Here is an 18818-nt window from a genome sequence, read left to right on the forward strand (position 1 = left end):
TCCTTAATTATCAGCCGACGCTATGTTCAAGGCTAATGGCCAGCAATTTTTGCGCTTCGACGGCGAACTCCAGCGGCAGTTCGGAGAAGACGTCTTTACAGAAACCGTTGACGATCATCGAGATGGCATCGTCTTCGCTGATCCCACGCTGCAAACAGTAGAACAGCTGATCTTCGCCAATCCGCGAAGTGGTCGCTTCATGTTCCAGCTGGGCGCTGTTGTTGCGGCATTCCACATACGGGAAGGTATGCGCCCCGCAGTCCGGGCCGATCAGCATCGAATCGCACTGGGTGAAGTTGCGGGCGTTAGTCGCGGTCGGCATGATTTTGACCAGCCCGCGATAGCTGTTCTGGCTGTGTCCGGCGGAGATCCCTTTCGAGATGATGGTCGAGCGGGTGTTCTTGCCGATATGGATCATTTTGGTGCCGGTGTCCGCCTGCTGGTGACCACTGGTCAGCGCTACCGAGAAGAATTCGCCGATCGAGTTATCGCCGCGCAGAATGCAGCTAGGGTATTTCCAGGTGATGGCCGAGCCGGTTTCCGACTGGGTCCATGACATCTTGCTGTTCTCCCCTTCGCACAGCGCACGCTTGGTGACGAAGTTGAGAATGCCGCCGGTGTTGTTGTCGCCGGGGAACCAGTTCTGCACCGTGGAGTATTTCACTTCCGCATCTTTATGAATGATGACTTCAACGACCGCCGCATGCAGCTGATAGCTGTCGCGCACCGGCGCCGAGCAGCCCTCAATATAGCTGACGTAGCTGCCTTCATCGGCCACCAGAATGGTACGTTCAAACTGCCCGGTCTTTTCGGCGTTGATGCGGAAATAGGTCGACAGCTCCATCGGGCAGCGGACGCCCTTCGGCACATAAATAAAGGTGCCATCCGAGGCCACCGCGGCGTTCAGCGCGGCAAAGAAGTTGTCATTGCCTGGCACCACGGTGCCCAGATACTTTTTCACCAGTTCCGGATGGTCGTGGATCGCCTCGCCGAAAGAACAGAAGATGATCCCCTGCTCCGCCAGCTTTTCGCGGTAGGTGGTCGCCACCGACACGGAGTCGAATATGGCGTCCACCGCCACCTCGCGCCCTTCTCGTACCGGCACGCCCAGCTGGTTAAAGGCTTCTTCCACCTCGCTGGTCAGGAAGGTGTTGGCCCCGGTCTGCTGCACCGCGCCCGGCTCTGAAGCGCAGGTCTCATCGCAGTTGCCGCAGGAGGGGGCGGAATAGTAGCTGTAGTCCTGATAATTCAGCTTATCGTAATGCGCCTTCAGCCAGTGCGGCTCCTCCATCTCCAGCCATGCCCGGAAAGCATTGAGCCTAAACTCCAGCATCCACTGCGGCTCATTGCGACGGGCGGAAATGGCCCGGACCACCTCTTCATTAATCCCTTTGGCCAGCTCATCGGTCTGCAGCCGGGTGAAAAAGCCCTCTTTATAATTGAGCGGGCCGCCGGTCCAGGTTTTGACATCGTCAGTTGCTTCAGTATTACGCGACATAGTTACTCCGCCTGCACCCCAAAACTTTCGCCACAACCGCACTCGTGCTGCGCTTTCGGGTTATGAAATTTAAAGATTTCATTTAAACCTTCCCGGACGTAATCGAGCTCCGTACCGTCAATGAACGGCATCGCCTGCAGCGGCGCCCACAGTTTCGCCCCGTCATGTTCAAAGAGCAGATCGTCGGCTGCCGGCTCGGCAATCATTTCGAGCACATAGCCAAAACCGGCGCAGCCGCTGGTTTTTATCCCCAGCCGCAGCCCTTTTTTGTCCGGTTGCTTGCGCATCAGATCGCGAATATGCGCGGCAGCGGCCGGCGTCATGGTCAGTCCCTGCCAGCTAAAATCGGCGGGATTAAAGGTTCCTGCTTGTACTTCCATCGATAGACCTCCAGGTTGGCGCCATCAAGGCATACCGCCATGTTAGTGATAATGATTATCACTTCAACCCATCTGCAGCAGGGGTATTGCCCCTTTTAGCGCTTTTTATAAGCATAGACCCTCGCCCGGGGATTATCAGGGTGTGCAGGGTGAACTTAATCTTTTGATTTATAATATGTTATTCTGAAATTGTTCTATATTCGCACGCAATGGTAAAGATGTATCGAAAATACCGATTTATGCAATAGCAGATGACCCGGTTCCTGTTTATCGCACAGCCTGGAGAAGGAAAAGTGACAGCGTCACCTAAAGGCCAACAAGGCCGAGAAGGCGCAGGGCCTGCGGTTCAGGATAAGAAAGCGCCAGTCCGTGACGCTTTCAGAAAGCAACAATCGCCGCTCGCCAAGCCGCGATCCAGGGAATGAAAACTGTGATGAAACGGGTAAATGGATTGCCAGGCAGGGTAGCGGTTGGCTAGGTGCCTTTTCTGACCAGGCGGGCGGCCTGAACAAAAACCTCATCTTCCACCCCGTCCCCCTTCTGTCTGCCCAGTCTCACCAGTTCATCCACGATACTCCCCTGATTAATCTGCTTCTGTGTAGCCACTAAGCTAATGACCGCCGCGCCGATGGCCATGCCAATCAATGCCGTTTGTTCATCTTTATCTTTCATGGTGTCGCTCCGTCTGTCCTCCAGAGAAAGGCTAGCAAAAGATACCACCAGCTCAATTTCAAATTCATCTTCTTTACACCTCCCGGAAAACGCAGACGCCGCGCAGACCTCTCCTTCCCCCTGGTGGCGATGGCGCAAAGCGCTGTCGCCTCATACCGGGTCTTTATTTTGCCAGCTTCACGTTGCGCGGAAATAAATAAAAATAACGCGCGCGCCGAAGAGTAAAAAAAGGAAATAACAGCCTCAGCGATAAAACCAGATTATTCCAGCAGGGAATAGCTGGGATGCTAATATTTCATTTCCCCACCGGTTTTTAGAAGCCTATAGTTTTTTTGCCTGCAGAACATCCACTTAGGTTAAAAGACATAAGGACATAATAATGATTGTTTCAGCCCCCAGCGATTATCGCGAAGCCGCTCGTCGCCGTCTGCCCCGCTTCCTTTTTGATTATATTGACGGTGGCGCGGTGGCGGAAAATACCATGAACGCCAACGCCACCGAGCTTGCCTCGGTAGCCCTTCGCCAGCGCGTGCTGTGCGGGGCGGGCGAACCGACGCTGGCCACCACGATCCTTGATGCTTCATGGGCGATGCCCGTGGCGCTGGGGCCCGTCGGCGCCACCGGGATGTACGCCCGCCGCGGCGAAGTTCAGGCGGCCCGCGCCGCCTCCCGCGCCGGGATCCCGTACACCCTGTCCACGGTGTCGGTCTGCTCGATTGAAGAGGTGGCGAGCCAGGCCAGCGGCGCGCTCTGGTCCCAGCTGTACGTGCTGAAAGATCGCGGCTACATGCGTAATGCGCTGGAGCGCGCGTGGGCCGCCGGCATGAAAACCCTGGTATTCACCGTCGATATGCCGATCCCCGGCTCGCGGTATCGGGATAATCGCTCAGGCATGTCCGGGCCGCACGCCACCCTGCGACAGTATCTCCAGGCCTGTACTCATCCACGCTGGGCAATGAACGTCGGGCTGGCGGGCAGGCCCCTGTCGTTCGGTAATATCGAAGCCTACACCGGCCACAAAATGACCATGGACGACTACATGGGGTTCATCAGCAACAACTTCGACCCGTCCATCGCCTGGCACGATCTGGAGTGGATCCGCGACAGCTGGCAAGGGAAATTAATCATCAAAGGGATCCTCGATGCCGACGATGCGCGCAATGCCGTGCGCCTCGGTGCCGATGGCATTGTGGTGTCGAATCATGGCGGCAGACAGCTCGATGGCGCCATCCCCACTGCCCGGGCGCTACCAAGGGTGGTAGATGCGGTCGGCGACGATCTGACGGTGCTTGCTGATTCCGGGGTGCGCTCCGGCGTGGACGTCATTCGCCTGCTGGCCCTCGGCGCGAAGGGTGTGCTGCTCGGGCGGGCCTATATTTATGCCCTGGCCGCGGCGGGCGAAGCGGGCGTGGCGCATCTGCTGCGCTTATTTGCCGAGGATATGAAGGTCACCATGACCCTCACCGGCGCGACCTCGCCATCGGCCATCAGCCTCGATTGCCTTGACCGTCTCGAACAGGATCAACATCGCACTCATGCGGTGCCGGTATCCTTACCCGCCTGACGCTGCCCAGGGCCGGGCCTGACCGCGTTTATCGGCCAGGTCCGGCAAGAGGGAATTACCCCTGCGGGTGCAGCGCCGGGTGTTGCACTGCGTCAGCCGGGGGCTGAGGTCGGATGCGGAACCAGATCGCGTACATGGCCGGCAGGAAAATAAGGGTCATGATGGTTCCCCCCAGCGTCCCGCCAATCAGCGTATAGGCGAGCGTTCCCCAGAAGACCGAATGGGTGAGCGGAATGAACGCCAGGATCGCCGCCAGCGCGGTCAGCAGAACCGGGCGGGCGCGCTGCACCGTCGCCTCCACCACCGCGTGGAACGGATCGAGCCCTGCCTGTTCGTTGTGGTGGATTTGGCCAATCAGGATCAGCGTATTGCGCATCAGGATCCCCGACAGGGCGATCAGGCCCACAAGAGCATTGATGCCAAACGGCTGATTGAACAGCAGCAGTGTCGGCACCACGCCAATCAGCCCCAGCGGCGCGGTCAGGAAAACCATGACCATCGCCGACAGCGAACGCACCTGCAGGATAATGATCAGCAGCGTGAGGGCGATCATGATGGGAAATAACGGCACCATCGCCCGCGTGGCTTTGCCTGACTCCTCGATCGACCCCGCCGTCTCGATGCGATACCCCGGCGGCAGCGAGTCGATAATGGGCTGCAGCGATTTCATCAGCGCGGTGGAGACATCCGGCGGCTGCAGGGTATCCGCGACATCTCCGCGGACGGTGATGGTCGGCGTGCGATCGCGACGGCGAAGCAGCGGGTCCTCCATTCTGATCGACACGTCGCCAATCTGTGACAAGGGAACCCGCTGCCCGCCGCTGCCCACCAGAGTGAAGTCGGCGATTTTCGCCGGATCCAGACGGATATCGCCCGCCGCGCGGCCGATGACCTGCACGGCGCGAATATCTTCCCGAACAGTGGTGATGGGGATCCCTGACAGCAGGAACTGCAGCTGCTGGGCGACGGACTGGGAGCTGAGTCCGCTCGCCTGCAGCCGGTCCTGATTGAGGCTGAAATGCATCACCGGCACCCGCGAACCCCAGTCGCTATTGACGGTGCGCATCAGCGGACTGGCCTGCAGTACCGATTTAACCCGTTCGGCGATGTCGAGCAAGGTGTGCGGATCGGGCCCCATCACCCGCCAGGCAACCGGATAGGGCGAATAAGGGCCAAAGACCAGCTGAGTGACGCGCACCCGCGCTTCCGGCGCCAGGCCATTGGCCACCGCCTCCCGCAGCCGCCGCTTGAGCGCCTCGCGGGCGTCCTGACCGTCGGTCAACACCACCAGTTTGGCAAAGGAGGGATCGGGCAACTCCGGGGCCATCGCCAGGTAAAAGCGCGGCGCGCCCTGGCCGATATAGCTGGTGACAATCTTCGCCTCCGGCTGCTGCTGCAGCCAGTGCTCAATTTTCGCCGTCGCGGCGCTGGTCTGGATAATCGACGACCCGTAAGGCATCTGTACTTCAACCAGTACTTCCGGACGATCGGAGGTGGGGAAAAACTGCTTTTTCACCGCGCTCATTCCCAGTATCGCCACCATAAACAGCACCACCACGCTGGCGGCCACGCGCCATTTGCGGGCGATAACCCGGGTCAGCAGCCGACGGAAACGCTGATAGCGTGGGGTGTCATACAGCGCGGCGTGGCCTGCCGCCGCGGGCTTTCTGTCCGGCAACAGGTGCACCCCCAGCCAGGGGGTAAAAATCACCGCCACGATCCAGGAGGCAATCAGCGCGATACCGACGATCCAGAACACGTTGCTGGCGTACTCCCCGGCGGTGGACTGCGCAAATCCATTGGGCATAAAGCCCACGGCCGTCACCAGGGTACCGGCCAGCATGGGCGCCGCGGTATGGCTCCAGGCATAGGCGGAGGCTTTGAGGCGGTCGTACCCCTCCTCCATTTTGACCACCATCATTTCGATGGCAATGATGGCATCATCCACCAGCAGGCCCAGGGCGAGGATCAGCGAGCCGAGAGTGATGCGGTCGAAGTTTTTGCCGGTCGCCTCCATTACCACAAACACCGCGGCCAGGGTTAAAGGCACCGCCGCCGCGACCACCACCCCCACGCGCCACCCCATGCTGACAAAGCACACCGCCATCACCACCAGCAGGGCGACAAAGAATTTGATCATGAACTCATCGACTGCGGCGCTGATATTCACCGACTGATCGGTCACTTTGGTCAACGACATGCCGAGCGGCAGGCTCTGATTGATGCTGGCCGTTTCGGCGTCCAGCGCTTTCCCCAGCGCCAGACCATTCCAGCCCTCGCGCATCACCACCCCCAGCAGCAGCGCCGGTTCGCCCTGATTGCGGATCAGGAAGGTCGCGGGATCTTCATACCCTCGCTCAACCGTGGCGACATCGGCCAGTTTCAGCGTTCTGCCCCCGGCAATAATCGGCGTGTCGCGGATCTGCTGCAGGCGGTCGAACGCCCCGTCGAGGCGGATAAAGATCTGCCCGCCCCGGGTCTCAATGGCCCCGGCGGCGGTCAGCACATTCTGGCTGTTCAGCGCGGCAAAAATCGCCTCTGGCGAAAGGCCCAGGGTGGCGAGACGATCATGAGAAAAGGAGAGATAAATGCGCTCCGCCTGTTCGCCGAGGATATTCACTTTTTTCACCCCGGGTACATGCAGCAGCTGCTGGCGCAGGGCTTCAGCGTCACGCACCAGCTGCCGCGGCGGCTCTCCCCGCGCTTTCAGAGCAAAGAGGGCAAAGGTGACATCGGCGAATTCGTCATTCATCATCGGGCCGGAGACGCCGGCAGGCAGGTTTTTCGCCTCATCCCCGAGCTTTTTGCGCGCCTGATAAAACTGCTCCGGCACCTCGGACGGCGGAGTCTGATCCTGCAGCGACAAGGTGATCAACGCCATACCAGGGCGGGTATAGGTCTCAGTGCGATCGTACCACTTCAGCTCCTGGAGCCGTTTTTCCAGCGGCTCGGCGACCTGATCCTGCATCTCCTGCGCGGTGGCGCCGGGCCAGACGGTAATGACCGTCATTTGCTTGACCGTGAAGGGCGGATCTTCCGCCCGCCCGAGTCCGAAGAACGCCACCAGCCCGGCGACGGAGATGAGGATAATCAAAAACAGGGTCACCGACCGCTCGCGGACGGCCAGCGCGGAGAGATTAAAACGCCCGGCGCTCATGGCTGGCTCCCGGCGGCATTATGCTCGCGTCGTTCCGCCAGACGCACCGCCTCGCCCTGGTGCAGAAGATGGGCGCCCAGGGCGACGATGGGCTCGCCGGGCTTCAGCGGGCCGGTCACCCGCGCCGTTTCATCATTCAGGCCGAGCACGGTCACCGGTTGCCAGGAGACGGTGGCCGGACGCGAGGCAATGCGCCAGACGCCAGGGCCGTTGCCCGGATCGTAGACCGACGCCAGGGGTACCTCCAGCACCTGGCCTGGCGCCTGGTCGCTGCCGATACGCAGGGTCACGGTAGACCCCAGCGGGGCGTTTGCCAGCGCGCCGTTCAGCACATAGCGCGCTTCAAAGGTGCGGGTGGTGGCGTCAGCCGCGTCCGAAAGCAGTCGCAGGGTCGCCGTGACCGGCTGAGATTCGCTGCCATAGCGTGTCGCCAGCGCCTCGCTGCCGACCGCCGGGCGCAGCGTCTCCGGAAGCTGCACCCGCGCTTCGCGCTGCCCCGCCCGCGCCAGGCGGATCACCACCTGTCCGGCGCTGACCACCTGCCCCGGTTCGGCAAGCGTTTCCACCACCACGCCGTCAGCGTCCGCCAGCAGTCCGGCATAGCCGGTGGCGTTTTGCGCCACATTGGCCTGCGCCTGGGCCGCGCTGAGGTCGGCTCTCGCCGCCTCTGCCGCTGCGTTAACCTGGTCGAATTCCGCGGCCGAGACGGCGCCACTCGCCACCAGGCCGCGATAGCGGGCCAGATCGTTGGTCGCCTTTTTGGCTCGCGCCCGTGCGGCATCCACGGCCCGCTGTTGAGACTGCGCCTGCAAGGTTAAATCAGCCGGATCCAGACGCAGCAGCAGTTGACCGCGCTTGACGCTCTGCCCGGTCTCCACCAGCCGGGCAAGGATTTTTCCCGATACCCGGAAGCCGAGATCGCTTTGGGTACGAGCGACCACCACGCCGGTAAAGGCCCGCGAGCTGGCCTCCGCGCGCTCGACGGTCGCCACCCGGACCAGCGGCGGCCGGGTGCGGGGATCGTCATGATCGGCAGGTTCGCCGCAGCCCGCGAGGGCCAGCGGCAGGAGGCAGACGGCAAGATGGACGGCATTGAGCCTGAGCATGGGTCACCTTAATGAAAAGACCGGACAGTGACCGCATTCTCAGACTAGTGACCAATAAAGTCAATAGTCACTAATCAGGGGGAGAGACTTCTCAGGATCAGGGAGGCAAGCAGCACCGCCGCGGTGGGCGCGGTGTCGAGATTGTATTGCAACTGCACCGGGTTGATGAAAGGACACATCACCATATAGACCGCCAGGGTTGCCTCATCCAGCGGGGTTTTGCGCTCGAACTCACCCGCCTGGCGGCCTTCGACAAGGATTTGACCAATCAGCTGCTGCAGATGACCGGCATACTGTTCCGTTGAAGGCCATTTATCGCGCGCTGCGACGGCGGCGATGTCGTACAGTTTGCGATCCTCAAAAAACAGTTCACTGCCGGCCTCGGTCAGTGCCCGGAACAGGCGGCGCAGTTTCTCGCTGGCGGACGGCGCATCGGCGATAGCCGCGCTGACGGCCACCATGATCTTCTCCAGCCGGCTGGCGCAAATCGCCTCGCCAATCGCCTGCTTGGAGTCAAAGAATTTATAGATATAGGCTTTGGAAAAGCCTATCGCTTTGGCGAGATCGGTGACCGTCGTTTTCTCATAGCCATAGCGACTAAAGTGCGCCATGGCCGCGTCAAGAATCTGGTCCCGAACGCTGTGGTCATGGGGACCACGGCTTGCAGGGGTGGGGGTATTTTTCGTCATCCGTTTAGCTTAATGCGATCGCTATCGTTTGACAACGAGTGACGTTATTATGATTTGGTCACAATAACACCCCGCTCTGTGATCCTCTTGCCGCGTTACGCCTCACCCGCCTCTTGGTTTATCGCGCCGGCGGGCAGACAACCCATGCCTTGCAGCGTCTGAAGCACCGCGCTGTCGAGTGGGGTATGCGGCTCCGCACCTAAAAAATCAACCAGTTTATCGTTGCGCAGGCGTACCGGCAGACGCCAGAGATAGTGCATCTCGACCATTTCCCGCAGGGTGGCGTTAAAGGGCGCCGCCAGCTTTACCAGCCACCAGGGAAAAGACTTCACTGCCGCTCGGCCGCCATAGCGGGCGACCACCCGCTGGATCGCCTGACTCATTTCGCTGCCGTCCGGGTCCCAGTGGCCCTGCATATGAAAACGAGCAAACGGCTCAAGCTCATGCCTGCGGGCCAGCAGCGCGGCGATGGTGTCGGCGACGTCGGGCAGATAAGCCCACTGATGCCCGACGCCGATCGCCCCGGGGCGGCTAATGACGCGGGGAAGCTGACCAGGCTTGACCAGCCCCTGAGAAAACCAGTTATTTCCGGCGCGTGGACCAAAAAAATCGCCCGCCCGAACAATCAACGCCCGGCCGCCGCGCTGCACGTAATCCTCCAGCGCCAGCTCCATCTCCACCCGAATAGCGCCTTTACGGGTCACCGGTTGCTGAGGGGCCGCTTCAGCAATCAGCGGAAAGGCATCCGGTCCATAGTTGTAGACCGTGCCGGGCAGAACAACTAACGCCCGCTGTTGTTCGGCGGCCTGCAGGGTGTTGTGCAGCATGGGCAGTACCTGTTGCCGCCAGTGCCGGTAGCCCGGCGGATTGACCGCATGGACGATAACGTCGCAACCGGCAGCCGCCGCCGCAACCTGCCCGGCATTCAGCGCGTCGCCGGCTATCCACTGCATGCCATCTGCGGGACCGCGAATCTGAGCGCCGCGCTTCAGCGCCCGAACCTGCCAGTTGTCCGCCACCAGCCGGCGCGCCACTTCCCCGCCAATCCCCCCGCTTGCTCCCAGAATAAGTACTTTGCCGCTGCTGTTCATCCTCTTTCCCCGTTCACTAATGGATGCTTGACAGCCTACCTGCCGCTCATATCAAATGAAATTGCATACCATCATCGAGCAGCTATACATTTTTGTATGAATACCTCTATTCCCTGGGAGTGGTACCGAACCTTTCTCGCCGTCCTGCAGGAAGGTTCCTTATCGGGCGCATCGCGCACCCTGAACATCACCCAGCCGACGGCGGGGCGCCATATTGCCGGGCTGGAGGCCGCGCTCGGCCAGGCCTTATTTACCCGCTCGCAGACCGGCCTGCTGGCGACCGACGCGGCGCTGGCGCTGCGGGTGCACGCCGAGGCGATGGACAATACCGCCCGGGCGCTGGAACGCACGGCGGCTAACTTTAGTCGCGACCGAACCGAACTGCGTGGCGTGGTGCGGGTGGCCGCCAGCGAGGTGGTCGGCGCCGAGGTGCTGCCGCCGCTGGTTGCCCGGCTCAGGCAGGCGTGCCCGAATATCGTCATCGAACTGATGCTCTCCAATCGGTTTCAGGATCTGCTTCACCGGGAGGCGGATATTGCGGTGCGGATGGTCGCCCCGCAGCAGGAGCAGCTTATCGCCCGCCGTCTCGGCAGGATCGAGCTTGGGTTACATGCCACCGCCGCCTACCTGACGCGCCAGGGGCTGCCCGCAACCCTCGACGATCTGGCCAGCCACGCGCTGATTGGTTTCGATAGCGCCACCCCACTTGTTCGCCGGGCCCTGCAGGCTTACCCCCGATTTCAGCGCGAAGCGTTCGCGATGCGGACCGATAGCGACCTCGCCCAGTTGAGCCTGATCCGCGCCGGGGCGGGGATCGGCATCTGCCAGGTGCCCCTTGCGGATGGCATTATTCCCCTGCAGCGAGTGCTGGCGGCCGACTTTTCCCTGAATCTCGATACCTGGCTGGTAATGCATGAGGATCTGCGCCACAGCCCAGCCTGTAAGCGGGTATTTGATTTTCTCGCCCAGGGGTTGCAGGCGTATATTCGTGGCCCACTGGCGAGCTGATCCGCCCCATCGCGCGGGCATTTCATTGCCTGCCGAAATAGTCACTCATTGACACTGTAAATATGGCATTGTATAAAACCCCGCCCCAATAATGAGTTTCATTTGCATTACTCCCATTTGCTGGTCATCCACTCGCCTGTTTACAAGGATAGCGTTTAATGAAGAAGGTCCTCTGCGCGTTAGGCTTGATGTTCACCGCCGTCAGTTCCGCGCTGGCAACAACCTACCCCCTGACGATTGAAAACTGTGGCTATCAGGAGACCTTCACCCGGCCGCCGGAGCGCGTGGTCGCGCTGGGGCAAAATACGGTCGAAATTCTGCTGCTGCTCGGGCTGCAAAAGCAGGTGGTCGCCAGCGCCTTCTGGCCGACCAGCGTTTTACCGCAGCTGGCTGAGCAAAACGCGAAGATTAAAACCCTGACGGTGGAAATTCCGAGCCTGGAATCCGTGCTGGCGCAAAATCCCGATTTCGTTCCCGCCCAGTTACCTCTGCTACTGGGGCCGGAAAGCAAAGTCGCTAAGCGTGAAGATCTCGCTACCGTCGGCGTAAACAGCTACGTCTCACCGGGGATGTGCGCCACCAAAAAGGCCACCGGCGATATGTATGGCAGCCGGCAAAAGCTGTGGGATATGACCTGGCTGTATCAGGAAATTAGCGATTTTGCCCGCATTTTCAACGTCGAAGATCGTGGTCAGGCGCTGATTGCCGATTTCAAAAAACGTGAAGCCGACCTGCGCCAGGAGTTTGGTAAAAGCAAAAAGGATCTCTCCTTCGTCTTCTGGTTCTCCAGCGCCTCACCTTCGGCCGATGCCTATGTTGGCGGCAAAAACAGCGCCTCCGGATTTATCGCCAGTGTGCTGGGCGGACATAATGCGATTACCTCCGAAACCGAGTGGCCCACGGTGAGCTGGGAGAGCATTATTGCCGCCAACCCGGATGTGATCGTGGTCTCCAGCCTGGATCGTAACCGCTGGGCGCTGGATAAGGCCGAGGAGAAGATCAAATTCCTCAAAAGCGATCCCGCCGTCAGCCAGCTGGAGGCCGTGAAAAAAGGCCATATCGTGGTCATGGACGGTCAGGCGATGAACCCGACCATCCGCACGCTTTATGGCGCGGAACAGGTGGGCGAGCAGCTGAGAAAAATGGGGCTGAACTGATGAGCGTCGCCGTGCTTCAGACGCGCCGCAGCATGCTGCTCACCGGCTGGTGTTTACTGGCCGTGATCGTGCTGGCGCTGGTGATAGCGGTGGGCGTCAGCGTCGGCGAGCTGGCCATCCCGCTGCAGAATGTCTTTTACGCTATCAGCAACAGAACCGGCTTAACCGCTGAGCCTCTCAACCGTATCTATGAGAGCGTGATCTGGGATTTCCGCCTCAGCCGCGCGCTGGTCGCCGCCTGCTGCGGCGCAGGCCTCGCTATCTGCGGCGTCGTGCTGCAAAGCCTGCTGAAAAATGCCCTCGCGGAACCCTACGTCCTCGGCGTCTCCGCCGGGGCCTCCACCGGCGCGGTGTCGATCGTGGTGTTGGGCCTTGGCGCTGGCGCGATTTCCCTCTCGGCAGGCGCCTTTGCCGGGGCCTTCGCCGCCTTCGCCTTTGTCGCCTTGCTGACTAATGGCGCGCGCGGCGGCAATGAGCGTACGATTCTGGCGGGCGTTGCCGCGTCACAGTTATTTAACGCCATCACGGCTTACACCATCAGCACCTCCGCCAGCGCGCAGCAGGCGCGCGATGTGATGTTCTGGCTGCTGGGCAGCTTCAGCGGCGTCCGCTGGCCCGAATTCCAGCTGGTCATCGTGGTGGTGCTCGCGGGCCTGGCGGTCTGCCTGTGGTATGCCCGGGCGCTGGATGCATTCACCTTCGGCGATGATGCCGCCGCCTCGCTGGGGATTGCCGTGCCACAGGTACGCCTGATCCTCTTCACCACCGCGGCGCTGATCACCGCCACCATCGTCAGTATGGCCGGCTCGATCGGCTTTGTCGGCCTGGTGGTGCCGCACGTGATGCGCTTCTTCTTTGGCCCGCTACACCGGACGTTGCTGATCGCCAGCGCGCTGGCAGGGGCGATATTGATGGTACTGGCGGACATTGCGTCGCGCCTGCTGATTGCCCCGCAGAGTCTGCCCGTTGGGGTGGTAACCGCCCTGGTTGGGGTGCCTTTCTTTGCCGTGATTATCTACCGCTCAAGGAATAAGTGATGAGTATTTGCGCTGAAAATATCACCTGGAAGGCAGGCAAAAAGGTCATCGTCAATAATGTCTCGCTGCGGGTGTCGCGCGGCGAAACGGTCGGACTGCTGGGGCCCAACGGCTGCGGCAAATCCTCGCTGCTGCGCGTTCTGGCGGGCCTGCGCCGCCCGGATGCGGGTCGCGTCACCCTCGACGGCCAGGACATCACCCGGATGGCGAAAAAGCAGCTCGCCCGCCGCGTGGCTTTCGTCGAGCAACACGGCATGACCGAGGCCAATATGCGGGTGCGCGACGTCGTGCGCCTGGGGCGCATTCCCCACCACTCCCCGTTTTCAAACTGGAGCGCTCAGGATGATGAGGCGATCACCGCCGCGCTGCAGCGGGTAGCGATGCTGGAGAAAAGCGAGCAGGGATGGTTAAGCCTCTCCGGCGGCGAGCGGCAGCGGGTGCATATCGCCCGCGCGCTGGCGCAGAGCCCGAGCGAAATCCTGCTGGATGAGCCTACCAACCATCTGGATATACACCATCAGATGCAGTTAATGCAGTTGATCAGCGAGCTGCCGGTGACCAGCATTGTGGCCATTCACGATCTTAACCATGCCGCGATGTTCTGCGATTCGCTGATCGTGATGCAGCAGGGGCAGATCCTCGCCAGCGGGACGCCGGAGGAGATTTTGTCCGAAGCGCTGCTGTGGGACGTTTTCCGGGTGAAAACCAAAATCGAGATCTCCCCTTACCACGGTAAAAAACACATTCATTTCATCGTTTAGGTTGGGCGGATATGCCTCTCTTCTCCCTGCGCCCTGCGGCAACCCTCTGGCCTCCCGTGTTACTGGGAAGTCAGTTCGTTTTTAATATTGGCTTTTACGCGGTCGTTCCTTTCCTCGCCCTCTTCCTGCGCGACGACATGCTGCTCTCGGGGGGACTTATCGGCCTGATCCTCGGGCTGCGCACCTTCTCTCAGCAGGGCATGTTTATCATCGGCGGGACGCTGGCCGACCGCTATGGCGCTAAGGCCATCATCCTCGCCGGCTGCGTCGTTCGCGTCGCCGGTTATCTGCTGCTGGCGTGCGCTACGTCGCTGTGGCCCATTATCCTCGGCGCCTGCCTGACCGGCGTCGGCGGCGCTCTGTTTTCCCCGTCGATCGAGGCCCTGCTGGCGCGGACCGGTACCCACAGCCAGGCCAACGGGAAACGCAGCCGCGCCGAGTGGTTTGCGCTGTTTGCGGTGTGCGGTGAGCTGGGGGCGGTTATCGGCCCGGTGGCCGGAGGGCTGCTGAGCGGGATCGGCTTTCGGCATATCGCCCTCGCCGGCGCGGGAATCTTTCTCCTGGCGCTGCTGGTGCTCTTTTTCTGTCTGCCCGCCGACGGGCACACGACAACAACGCGCAGACGAGTCCCATGGTGGATGCCTTTGCGCCAGCCGCGCTTTGTCGCGTTTATTCTCGCCTACAGCTCCTGGCTGTTGAGCTACAACCAGCTGTACCTCGCCCTGCCGGTGGAGATCCAACGTTCCGGCGGTCGTGAGCAGGATCTGGCGCCGCTCTTTATGCTGGCCTCGCTGTTGATTATCACCCTGCAGCTCCCTCTCGCCCGCTTCGCCCGACGAATTGGCGCCGTGCGCATCCTGCCGGTGGGCTTTCTGCTGCTGTCGGCTTCTTTTGTCAGCGTGGCGTTATTTGCCGCCACCCCGCCCGCCGAAGGCTGGCTGCGATTATTGCCGTCGGCCTGCTTTGTCACGCTGCTCACCCTCGGCCAGATGTTGCTGGTGCCCTCAGCCAAGGATCTGATCCCGCTGTTCGCCGATGAGTCGACGCTGGGCGCCCACTACGGGGCGCTCGCCACCGCGGGGGGTTGCGCGGTGTTAGCCGGAAATTTACTGCTCGGTCATTTGCTTGACCAGGCGCTCACCCCCTCGCCGCAGGCGGTTTATCCCTGGCTTCTGCTGGCGCTGTTTCCGCTGTGCAGTGCCGTCGCCCTGCGGACGATCTGCCGCCCGCTGGCGGCAACATGACGCTGAGCGGGCAACAGCCCGCTCAGGAGGTGAACCGGCGATGAGTGACACCGCCAGGGAAAGATAACGGGAATGCGCCCCGCCTTACTTTGCCGCCAGCTCGCGGCGAACGATCTCGGCGCCGGCGCTCAGGGCATGCAGTTTGCCGGTCGCGACATGGCGCGGCAGCGGCGCCATACCGCAGTTGGTGGACGGGTAGAGTTTGTCGGCATCGACGAACGCCAGCGCCTTGCGCAGGGTTTCAGCCACCTCTTCCGGGGTTTCGATAGCATGACTGGCGACATCGATCGCCCCGACCATCACCTTTTTACCGCGGATCAGTTCCAGCAGATCCATCGGCACCCGCGAGTTGTGGCACTCGAGAGAGATAATATCGAGGGAGGATTTCTGCAGCTGCGGGAAGGCCTCCTCATACTGTCGCCACTCAGAACCCAGCGTTTTTTTCCAGTCGGTATTCGCCTTGATGCCGTAGCCGTAGCAGATATGCACCGCCGTTTCACACTTCAGCCCTTCGGTCGCTCTTTCTAAGGCGGCGATCCCCCAGTCGTTGACTTCATCAAAGAAGACGTTGAAGGCCGGCTCATCGAACTGAATAATATCGACCCCGGCGGCCTCTAACTCTTTCGCTTCCTGATTAAGGATTTTGGCGAACTCCCAGGCCAGCTTTTCCCGGCTTTTATAGTGGTTGTCATACAGCGTGTCGATCATGGTCATTGGGCCTGGCAGCGCCCATTTGATCGGCTGACTGGTGAGCTGACGCAGATAGCGCGCGTCCTCCACGAAGACCGGTTTCTGGCGCTCCACGGCGCCCACCACGGTTGGAACACTGGCCTCATAGCGGTTACGAATTTTCACGATCTCGCGTTTGGCAAAATCAACGCCGCTGAGGTGCTCAATAAAGGTGGTGACAAAGTGCTGCCGCGTTTGCTCGCCGTCGCTGACAATATCGATCCCGGCACGCAGCTGGTCGTCGAGGGACAAACGCAGGGCATCGCGCTTGCCGGCCAGTAATTCCTCGCTGGACAGTTTCCAGGGCGACCACAGGGTCTCTGGCTGCGCCAGCCAGGACGGTTTCGGTAAACTGCCGGCGGTCGATGTCGGAAGCCATGTTTTCATAATAAGTAGCCTTTTATTTTGGTTTAGCAAAGCGCGAAGTTAGCAGACCATTGCTCAAGCAACGTCTTGTGCGGGTTGATAAAATGTTGTTGTGTAAATTTACCCTGCTCTATCGCCAACAGGCTGCGCTCTTCCCGGTCATAAACAATTTTTGTTAATGAATGATCCAGGTGGTTGAGATTGGGTTGATAGTATTGCCCCGCCGCGGAATTGGCATTGTAGATCTCCGGGCGGTATATTTTCTGGAACGTCTCCATCGTGCTGATGGTCGCGATCAGCTCCAGGCTGGTGTAATCGCTAAGCAGATCGCCGGTAAAATAAAAGGCTAACGGCGCGACACTGTGCTTCGGCATAAAATAGCGCACCTGCAGGCCCATTTTGCTGAAATAGCGCTCCGTCAGCGACACGCCTTCCTGAGCATATTCAATGCCGAGGACCGGATGTTCATTACCGGTACGCCGGTAAACATCTTTGCTGGAGACGCTCAGGCAAATCACCGGCGCCTTGCTGAAGCTGGCCTTATAGGCGCTGGATTGCACGAAATCCTTAAAGATATTGCCATGCAGCTCGCCAAAGTTATCGGGCACGCTAAAGCTACCCCGGTTTTTATTATGTTCCAGCAGCAGCACGCTAAAATCATAATCCCGCACATAGGAGGAGAAGTTATTACCGGCGATACCGGCATGGCGCTCTCCGCTCTTTTTATCGACAATATGCGTTTGCAGGATCTCTATCACCGGGAAGCTGGCGCCATCCTGAGCAATATTCATCTCGACAGAAATAATATCCAGTTCCACCGCATAGCGATCGTTATGAGGATTATCCCAGTGCGCCAGGGTATTAAACCGGTTATTCATCATGATTAACGTATTGCGCAGATTTTCCTGACGGTTCTCCCCTCTGGCTAAATTGGCAAAGTTGGTGGTAATACGCGTATTTTCCGCGGGGTTATAGTTTTCATCAAAACGACTGCGCTTAATCGTATAGGTAAATTCGTTAGTCATGGCGATTGTCCATTCTGGTGTTGGGTATGAAGCTGAATGAGCAGATTGCCATTCCACAAGCAACGCGGGGTCAGGCCTGGCGCGCTTCAACCGATAAATGTTGTTGATTCGTTAATGAGTCTATTTTTGCCAGAGTCGGCGGTGGAGGGAAAGCGACTTAAATTCATTGCAACATGAGCCATCCTCATGTTGCTCCGCTGAACGCTGGTTGCAAGGTGTGGAACCGGTCGTGGTCATGGCGCTATGGTCAGGCGCGGGCAACTCAGGCAACGTCTGGCGAATAATCATTTGTCCAGTGAATATATGCCAGGGTACAATCTTTAACCACTATAATACGTGCTTTGACGTCGCCGCCGTGCCGTACCCGTTTGCTGGAGCTTTTGTCGTAAAGAATGATTGTTGATATCAGTATTATGTCGATGTGCATGGCCGTGCTGCTGATTATGAGCGTACTGCTGAACTAAAATGCTTCCCCAATGACACAAGCTCTCATCTGACCTTCACATTCGCGAAGAAAAAAGGAGATTCAGAGGATTCGCGTCGCATGGGATTGTCCCGCCTGCCGCCGCCCTCTACTCTTTTGGTACTTGCTAATCGAGGAATACCAGATGAAAAAAGCTTTGACTGCCCTGTTCGCCATCGCCGCGGTTGCCGCCGCCAGCGCCTTTGCGGCCGATAAAACCGACGTCCCGGCGCCCGCCGTTGATAACGGGGCCCGCCCCCCGCTGGAGATGGGCCGTGGCCCCCTGCCGCCGTTCCCGCCGCAGCTTCCGCCGCACAGACCGGTGCTGTTTTCGGCCACGGTAGCGACCGATACGCCGGCAGAAACCATTAACAAACTGACCGCGCTGATCCCGGCCAGCCCGGCGAAGCACTACGAAGTTCACGTTGAGGTGGTGCCCGTTACCGGCGATGCCGACGGGCAATAGCCCTTGCGCGGGTCGCCTGACCTGGGCACTGCAATAAAAAAGCTGCCGCTTATCGCGGCAGCTTTGTTAACGAGAATGAAACAGAATGGCTGAGAATTAACCGCGCACTTTCCGGTAGATAAACAGCACGACCAGCGCGCCGATTACCGCAACCACAAAGCTGCCGAAATTAAACCCGTCGACCTTGCCAAAACCAAACAGGGTACTGATCCAGCCGCCGACCACGGCGCCGATGATCCCCAGAATAACGGTGACAATAAACCCGCCGCCGTCTTTCCCCGGCATAATCCACTTGGCTAAAATACCGGCAATAAGTCCAAAAATGATCCAGGAAAGAATACCCATGGTTAACCGTCCTCTTGTTACCTTTAAGCATTTAGTATTGAAAAGAGTAGCATATATAAC

Annotated in this window: 17 protein-coding genes; 7 read left to right on the forward strand and 10 right to left on the reverse strand. The window is 59.8% G+C overall.

The annotated features are described in order from the left end of the window. Positions 1 to 10 precede the first annotated feature (10 nt). The 3 genes from sufB to SPE70_RS15340 all read right to left on the reverse strand — a co-directional run bounded on the left by sufB (position 11) and on the right by SPE70_RS15340 (position 2550). Complete coding sequence (gene sufB, locus SPE70_RS15330) at positions 11 to 1498, reverse strand: Fe-S cluster assembly protein SufB (protein ID WP_008804465.1); 1488 nt, start codon at positions 1496 to 1498, stop codon at positions 11 to 13. A 2-nt stretch (positions 1499 to 1500) separates the two neighbouring features. Further along, a complete protein-coding gene (gene sufA, locus SPE70_RS15335) occupies positions 1501 to 1878 on the reverse strand; it encodes a Fe-S cluster assembly scaffold SufA (protein WP_008804464.1) in 378 nt (125 codons plus the stop codon). Between the two features lie 474 nt (positions 1879 to 2352). After that, a complete protein-coding gene (locus SPE70_RS15340; protein WP_004203090.1) occupies positions 2353 to 2550 on the reverse strand; it encodes a hypothetical protein in 198 nt (65 codons plus the stop codon). A 379-nt stretch (positions 2551 to 2929) separates the two neighbouring features. Here SPE70_RS15340 and lldD point away from each other — a divergent pair, with 379 nt between their 5' ends. Continuing rightward, complete coding sequence (gene lldD, locus SPE70_RS15350; protein WP_008804462.1) at positions 2930 to 4114, forward strand: FMN-dependent L-lactate dehydrogenase LldD; 1185 nt, start codon at positions 2930 to 2932, stop codon at positions 4112 to 4114. Positions 4115 to 4169: 55 nt separating this feature from the next. Here the strand turns inward: lldD and SPE70_RS15355 are convergent, their stop codons facing one another. The 4 genes from SPE70_RS15355 to SPE70_RS15370 all read right to left on the reverse strand — a co-directional run bounded on the left by SPE70_RS15355 (position 4170) and on the right by SPE70_RS15370 (position 10157). Beyond that, on the reverse strand, positions 4170 to 7271 hold the full coding sequence (locus SPE70_RS15355) for an efflux RND transporter permease subunit (protein ID WP_324726346.1): 3102 nt from the start codon (positions 7269 to 7271) through the stop codon (positions 4170 to 4172). Beyond that, positions 7268 to 8377, reverse strand: coding sequence for an efflux RND transporter periplasmic adaptor subunit (locus tag SPE70_RS15360; RefSeq protein WP_012541388.1), 1110 nt, complete (start codon positions 8375 to 8377; stop codon positions 7268 to 7270). Before SPE70_RS15360 ends, SPE70_RS15355 begins: the two co-directional genes overlap by 4 nt. Before the next feature lie 74 nt (positions 8378 to 8451). Continuing rightward, the gene (locus SPE70_RS15365; RefSeq protein ID WP_015958592.1) at positions 8452 to 8988 is read right to left on the reverse strand and encodes a TetR/AcrR family transcriptional regulator; all 537 of its coding nucleotides are present in this window, start codon (positions 8986 to 8988) and stop codon (positions 8452 to 8454) included. A 173-nt stretch (positions 8989 to 9161) separates the two neighbouring features. Beyond that, positions 9162 to 10157 (reverse strand): NAD-dependent epimerase/dehydratase family protein, encoded by a 996-nt coding sequence (locus SPE70_RS15370; protein WP_022065345.1) that lies wholly within the window; start codon positions 10155 to 10157, stop codon positions 9162 to 9164. A gap of 96 nt (positions 10158 to 10253) precedes the next feature. Between SPE70_RS15370 and SPE70_RS15375 the strand changes: the two genes are divergently transcribed. The 5 genes from SPE70_RS15375 to SPE70_RS15395 all read left to right on the forward strand — a co-directional run bounded on the left by SPE70_RS15375 (position 10254) and on the right by SPE70_RS15395 (position 15364). Next, complete coding sequence (locus SPE70_RS15375; RefSeq protein WP_012541385.1) at positions 10254 to 11165, forward strand: LysR family transcriptional regulator; 912 nt, start codon at positions 10254 to 10256, stop codon at positions 11163 to 11165. A 158-nt stretch (positions 11166 to 11323) separates the two neighbouring features. Then, a complete protein-coding gene (locus SPE70_RS15380) occupies positions 11324 to 12322 on the forward strand; it encodes a siderophore ABC transporter substrate-binding protein EitA (RefSeq protein ID WP_012967850.1) in 999 nt (332 codons plus the stop codon). Further along, a complete protein-coding gene (locus SPE70_RS15385; protein WP_012541383.1) occupies positions 12322 to 13359 on the forward strand; it encodes a FecCD family ABC transporter permease in 1038 nt (345 codons plus the stop codon). The genes SPE70_RS15380 and SPE70_RS15385 overlap by 1 nt, the downstream gene beginning before the upstream one ends. Then, the gene (locus tag SPE70_RS15390; RefSeq protein WP_008804455.1) at positions 13359 to 14120 is read left to right on the forward strand and encodes a siderophore ABC transporter ATP-binding protein EitC; all 762 of its coding nucleotides are present in this window, start codon (positions 13359 to 13361) and stop codon (positions 14118 to 14120) included. The genes SPE70_RS15385 and SPE70_RS15390 overlap by 1 nt, the downstream gene beginning before the upstream one ends. A gap of 56 nt (positions 14121 to 14176) precedes the next feature. Next, positions 14177 to 15364, forward strand: a complete 1188-nt coding sequence (locus tag SPE70_RS15395; RefSeq protein WP_162542901.1) for an MFS transporter EitD — start codon at positions 14177 to 14179, stop codon at positions 15362 to 15364. Positions 15365 to 15448: 84 nt separating this feature from the next. Here the strand turns inward: SPE70_RS15395 and SPE70_RS15400 are convergent, their stop codons facing one another. Together SPE70_RS15400 and SPE70_RS15405 are read right to left on the reverse strand one after the other, a co-directional pair. Next, entirely contained in the window at positions 15449 to 16480 is a 1032-nt protein-coding gene (locus tag SPE70_RS15400; RefSeq protein ID WP_008804453.1) for a methionine synthase, read from the reverse strand. Positions 16481 to 16503: 23 nt separating this feature from the next. Then, positions 16504 to 17484, reverse strand: coding sequence for a DUF1852 domain-containing protein (locus SPE70_RS15405; RefSeq protein WP_008804452.1), 981 nt, complete (start codon positions 17482 to 17484; stop codon positions 16504 to 16506). A 608-nt stretch (positions 17485 to 18092) separates the two neighbouring features. Here SPE70_RS15405 and SPE70_RS15410 point away from each other — a divergent pair. After that, entirely contained in the window at positions 18093 to 18413 is a 321-nt protein-coding gene (locus tag SPE70_RS15410; protein WP_012967847.1) for a hypothetical protein, read from the forward strand. Between the two features lie 96 nt (positions 18414 to 18509). Here SPE70_RS15410 and SPE70_RS15415 read toward each other — a convergent pair whose 3' ends face one another. Next, complete coding sequence (locus SPE70_RS15415; RefSeq protein WP_064165863.1) at positions 18510 to 18758, reverse strand: GlsB/YeaQ/YmgE family stress response membrane protein; 249 nt, start codon at positions 18756 to 18758, stop codon at positions 18510 to 18512. Between the last annotated feature and the right edge of the window lie 60 nt (positions 18759 to 18818).

This window comes from Klebsiella sp. ZJOU C1, assembly GCF_035620215.1.
Taxonomy (GTDB): Bacteria; Pseudomonadota; Gammaproteobacteria; order Enterobacterales; family Enterobacteriaceae; genus Klebsiella; species Klebsiella variicola.

Bases quoted from the DNA above. Each gene is read 5' to 3' on its own strand.
- SPE70_RS15385 (WP_012541383.1), top strand. From the start codon at position 12,322: ATGAGCGTCGCCGTGCTTCAGACGCGCCGCAGCATGCTGCTCACCGGC.
- SPE70_RS15365 (WP_015958592.1), bottom strand. From the start codon at position 8,988: ATGGCGCACTTTAGTCGCTATGGCTATGAGAAAACGACGGTCACCGAT.
- SPE70_RS15340 (WP_004203090.1), bottom strand. From the start codon at position 2,550: ATGAAAGATAAAGATGAACAAACGGCATTGATTGGCATGGCCATCGGC.
- SPE70_RS15375 (WP_012541385.1), top strand. From the start codon at position 10,254: ATGAATACCTCTATTCCCTGGGAGTGGTACCGAACCTTTCTCGCCGTC.
- SPE70_RS15370 (WP_022065345.1), bottom strand. From the start codon at position 10,157: ATGAACAGCAGCGGCAAAGTACTTATTCTGGGAGCAAGCGGGGGGATT.
- sufA (WP_008804464.1), bottom strand. From the start codon at position 1,878: ATGGAAGTACAAGCAGGAACCTTTAATCCCGCCGATTTTAGCTGGCAG.
- SPE70_RS15410 (WP_012967847.1), top strand. From the start codon at position 18,093: ATGAAAAAAGCTTTGACTGCCCTGTTCGCCATCGCCGCGGTTGCCGCC.
- SPE70_RS15415 (WP_064165863.1), bottom strand. From the start codon at position 18,758: ATGGGTATTCTTTCCTGGATCATTTTTGGACTTATTGCCGGTATTTTA.
- SPE70_RS15405 (WP_008804452.1), bottom strand. From the start codon at position 17,484: ATGACTAACGAATTTACCTATACGATTAAGCGCAGTCGTTTTGATGAA.
- SPE70_RS15400 (WP_008804453.1), bottom strand. From the start codon at position 16,480: ATGAAAACATGGCTTCCGACATCGACCGCCGGCAGTTTACCGAAACCG.
- lldD (WP_008804462.1), top strand. From the start codon at position 2,930: ATGATTGTTTCAGCCCCCAGCGATTATCGCGAAGCCGCTCGTCGCCGT.
- sufB (WP_008804465.1), bottom strand. From the start codon at position 1,498: ATGTCGCGTAATACTGAAGCAACTGACGATGTCAAAACCTGGACCGGC.
- SPE70_RS15355 (WP_324726346.1), bottom strand. From the start codon at position 7,271: ATGAGCGCCGGGCGTTTTAATCTCTCCGCGCTGGCCGTCCGCGAGCGG.
- SPE70_RS15360 (WP_012541388.1), bottom strand. From the start codon at position 8,377: ATGCTCAGGCTCAATGCCGTCCATCTTGCCGTCTGCCTCCTGCCGCTG.
- SPE70_RS15390 (WP_008804455.1), top strand. From the start codon at position 13,359: ATGAGTATTTGCGCTGAAAATATCACCTGGAAGGCAGGCAAAAAGGTC.
- SPE70_RS15380 (WP_012967850.1), top strand. From the start codon at position 11,324: ATGAAGAAGGTCCTCTGCGCGTTAGGCTTGATGTTCACCGCCGTCAGT.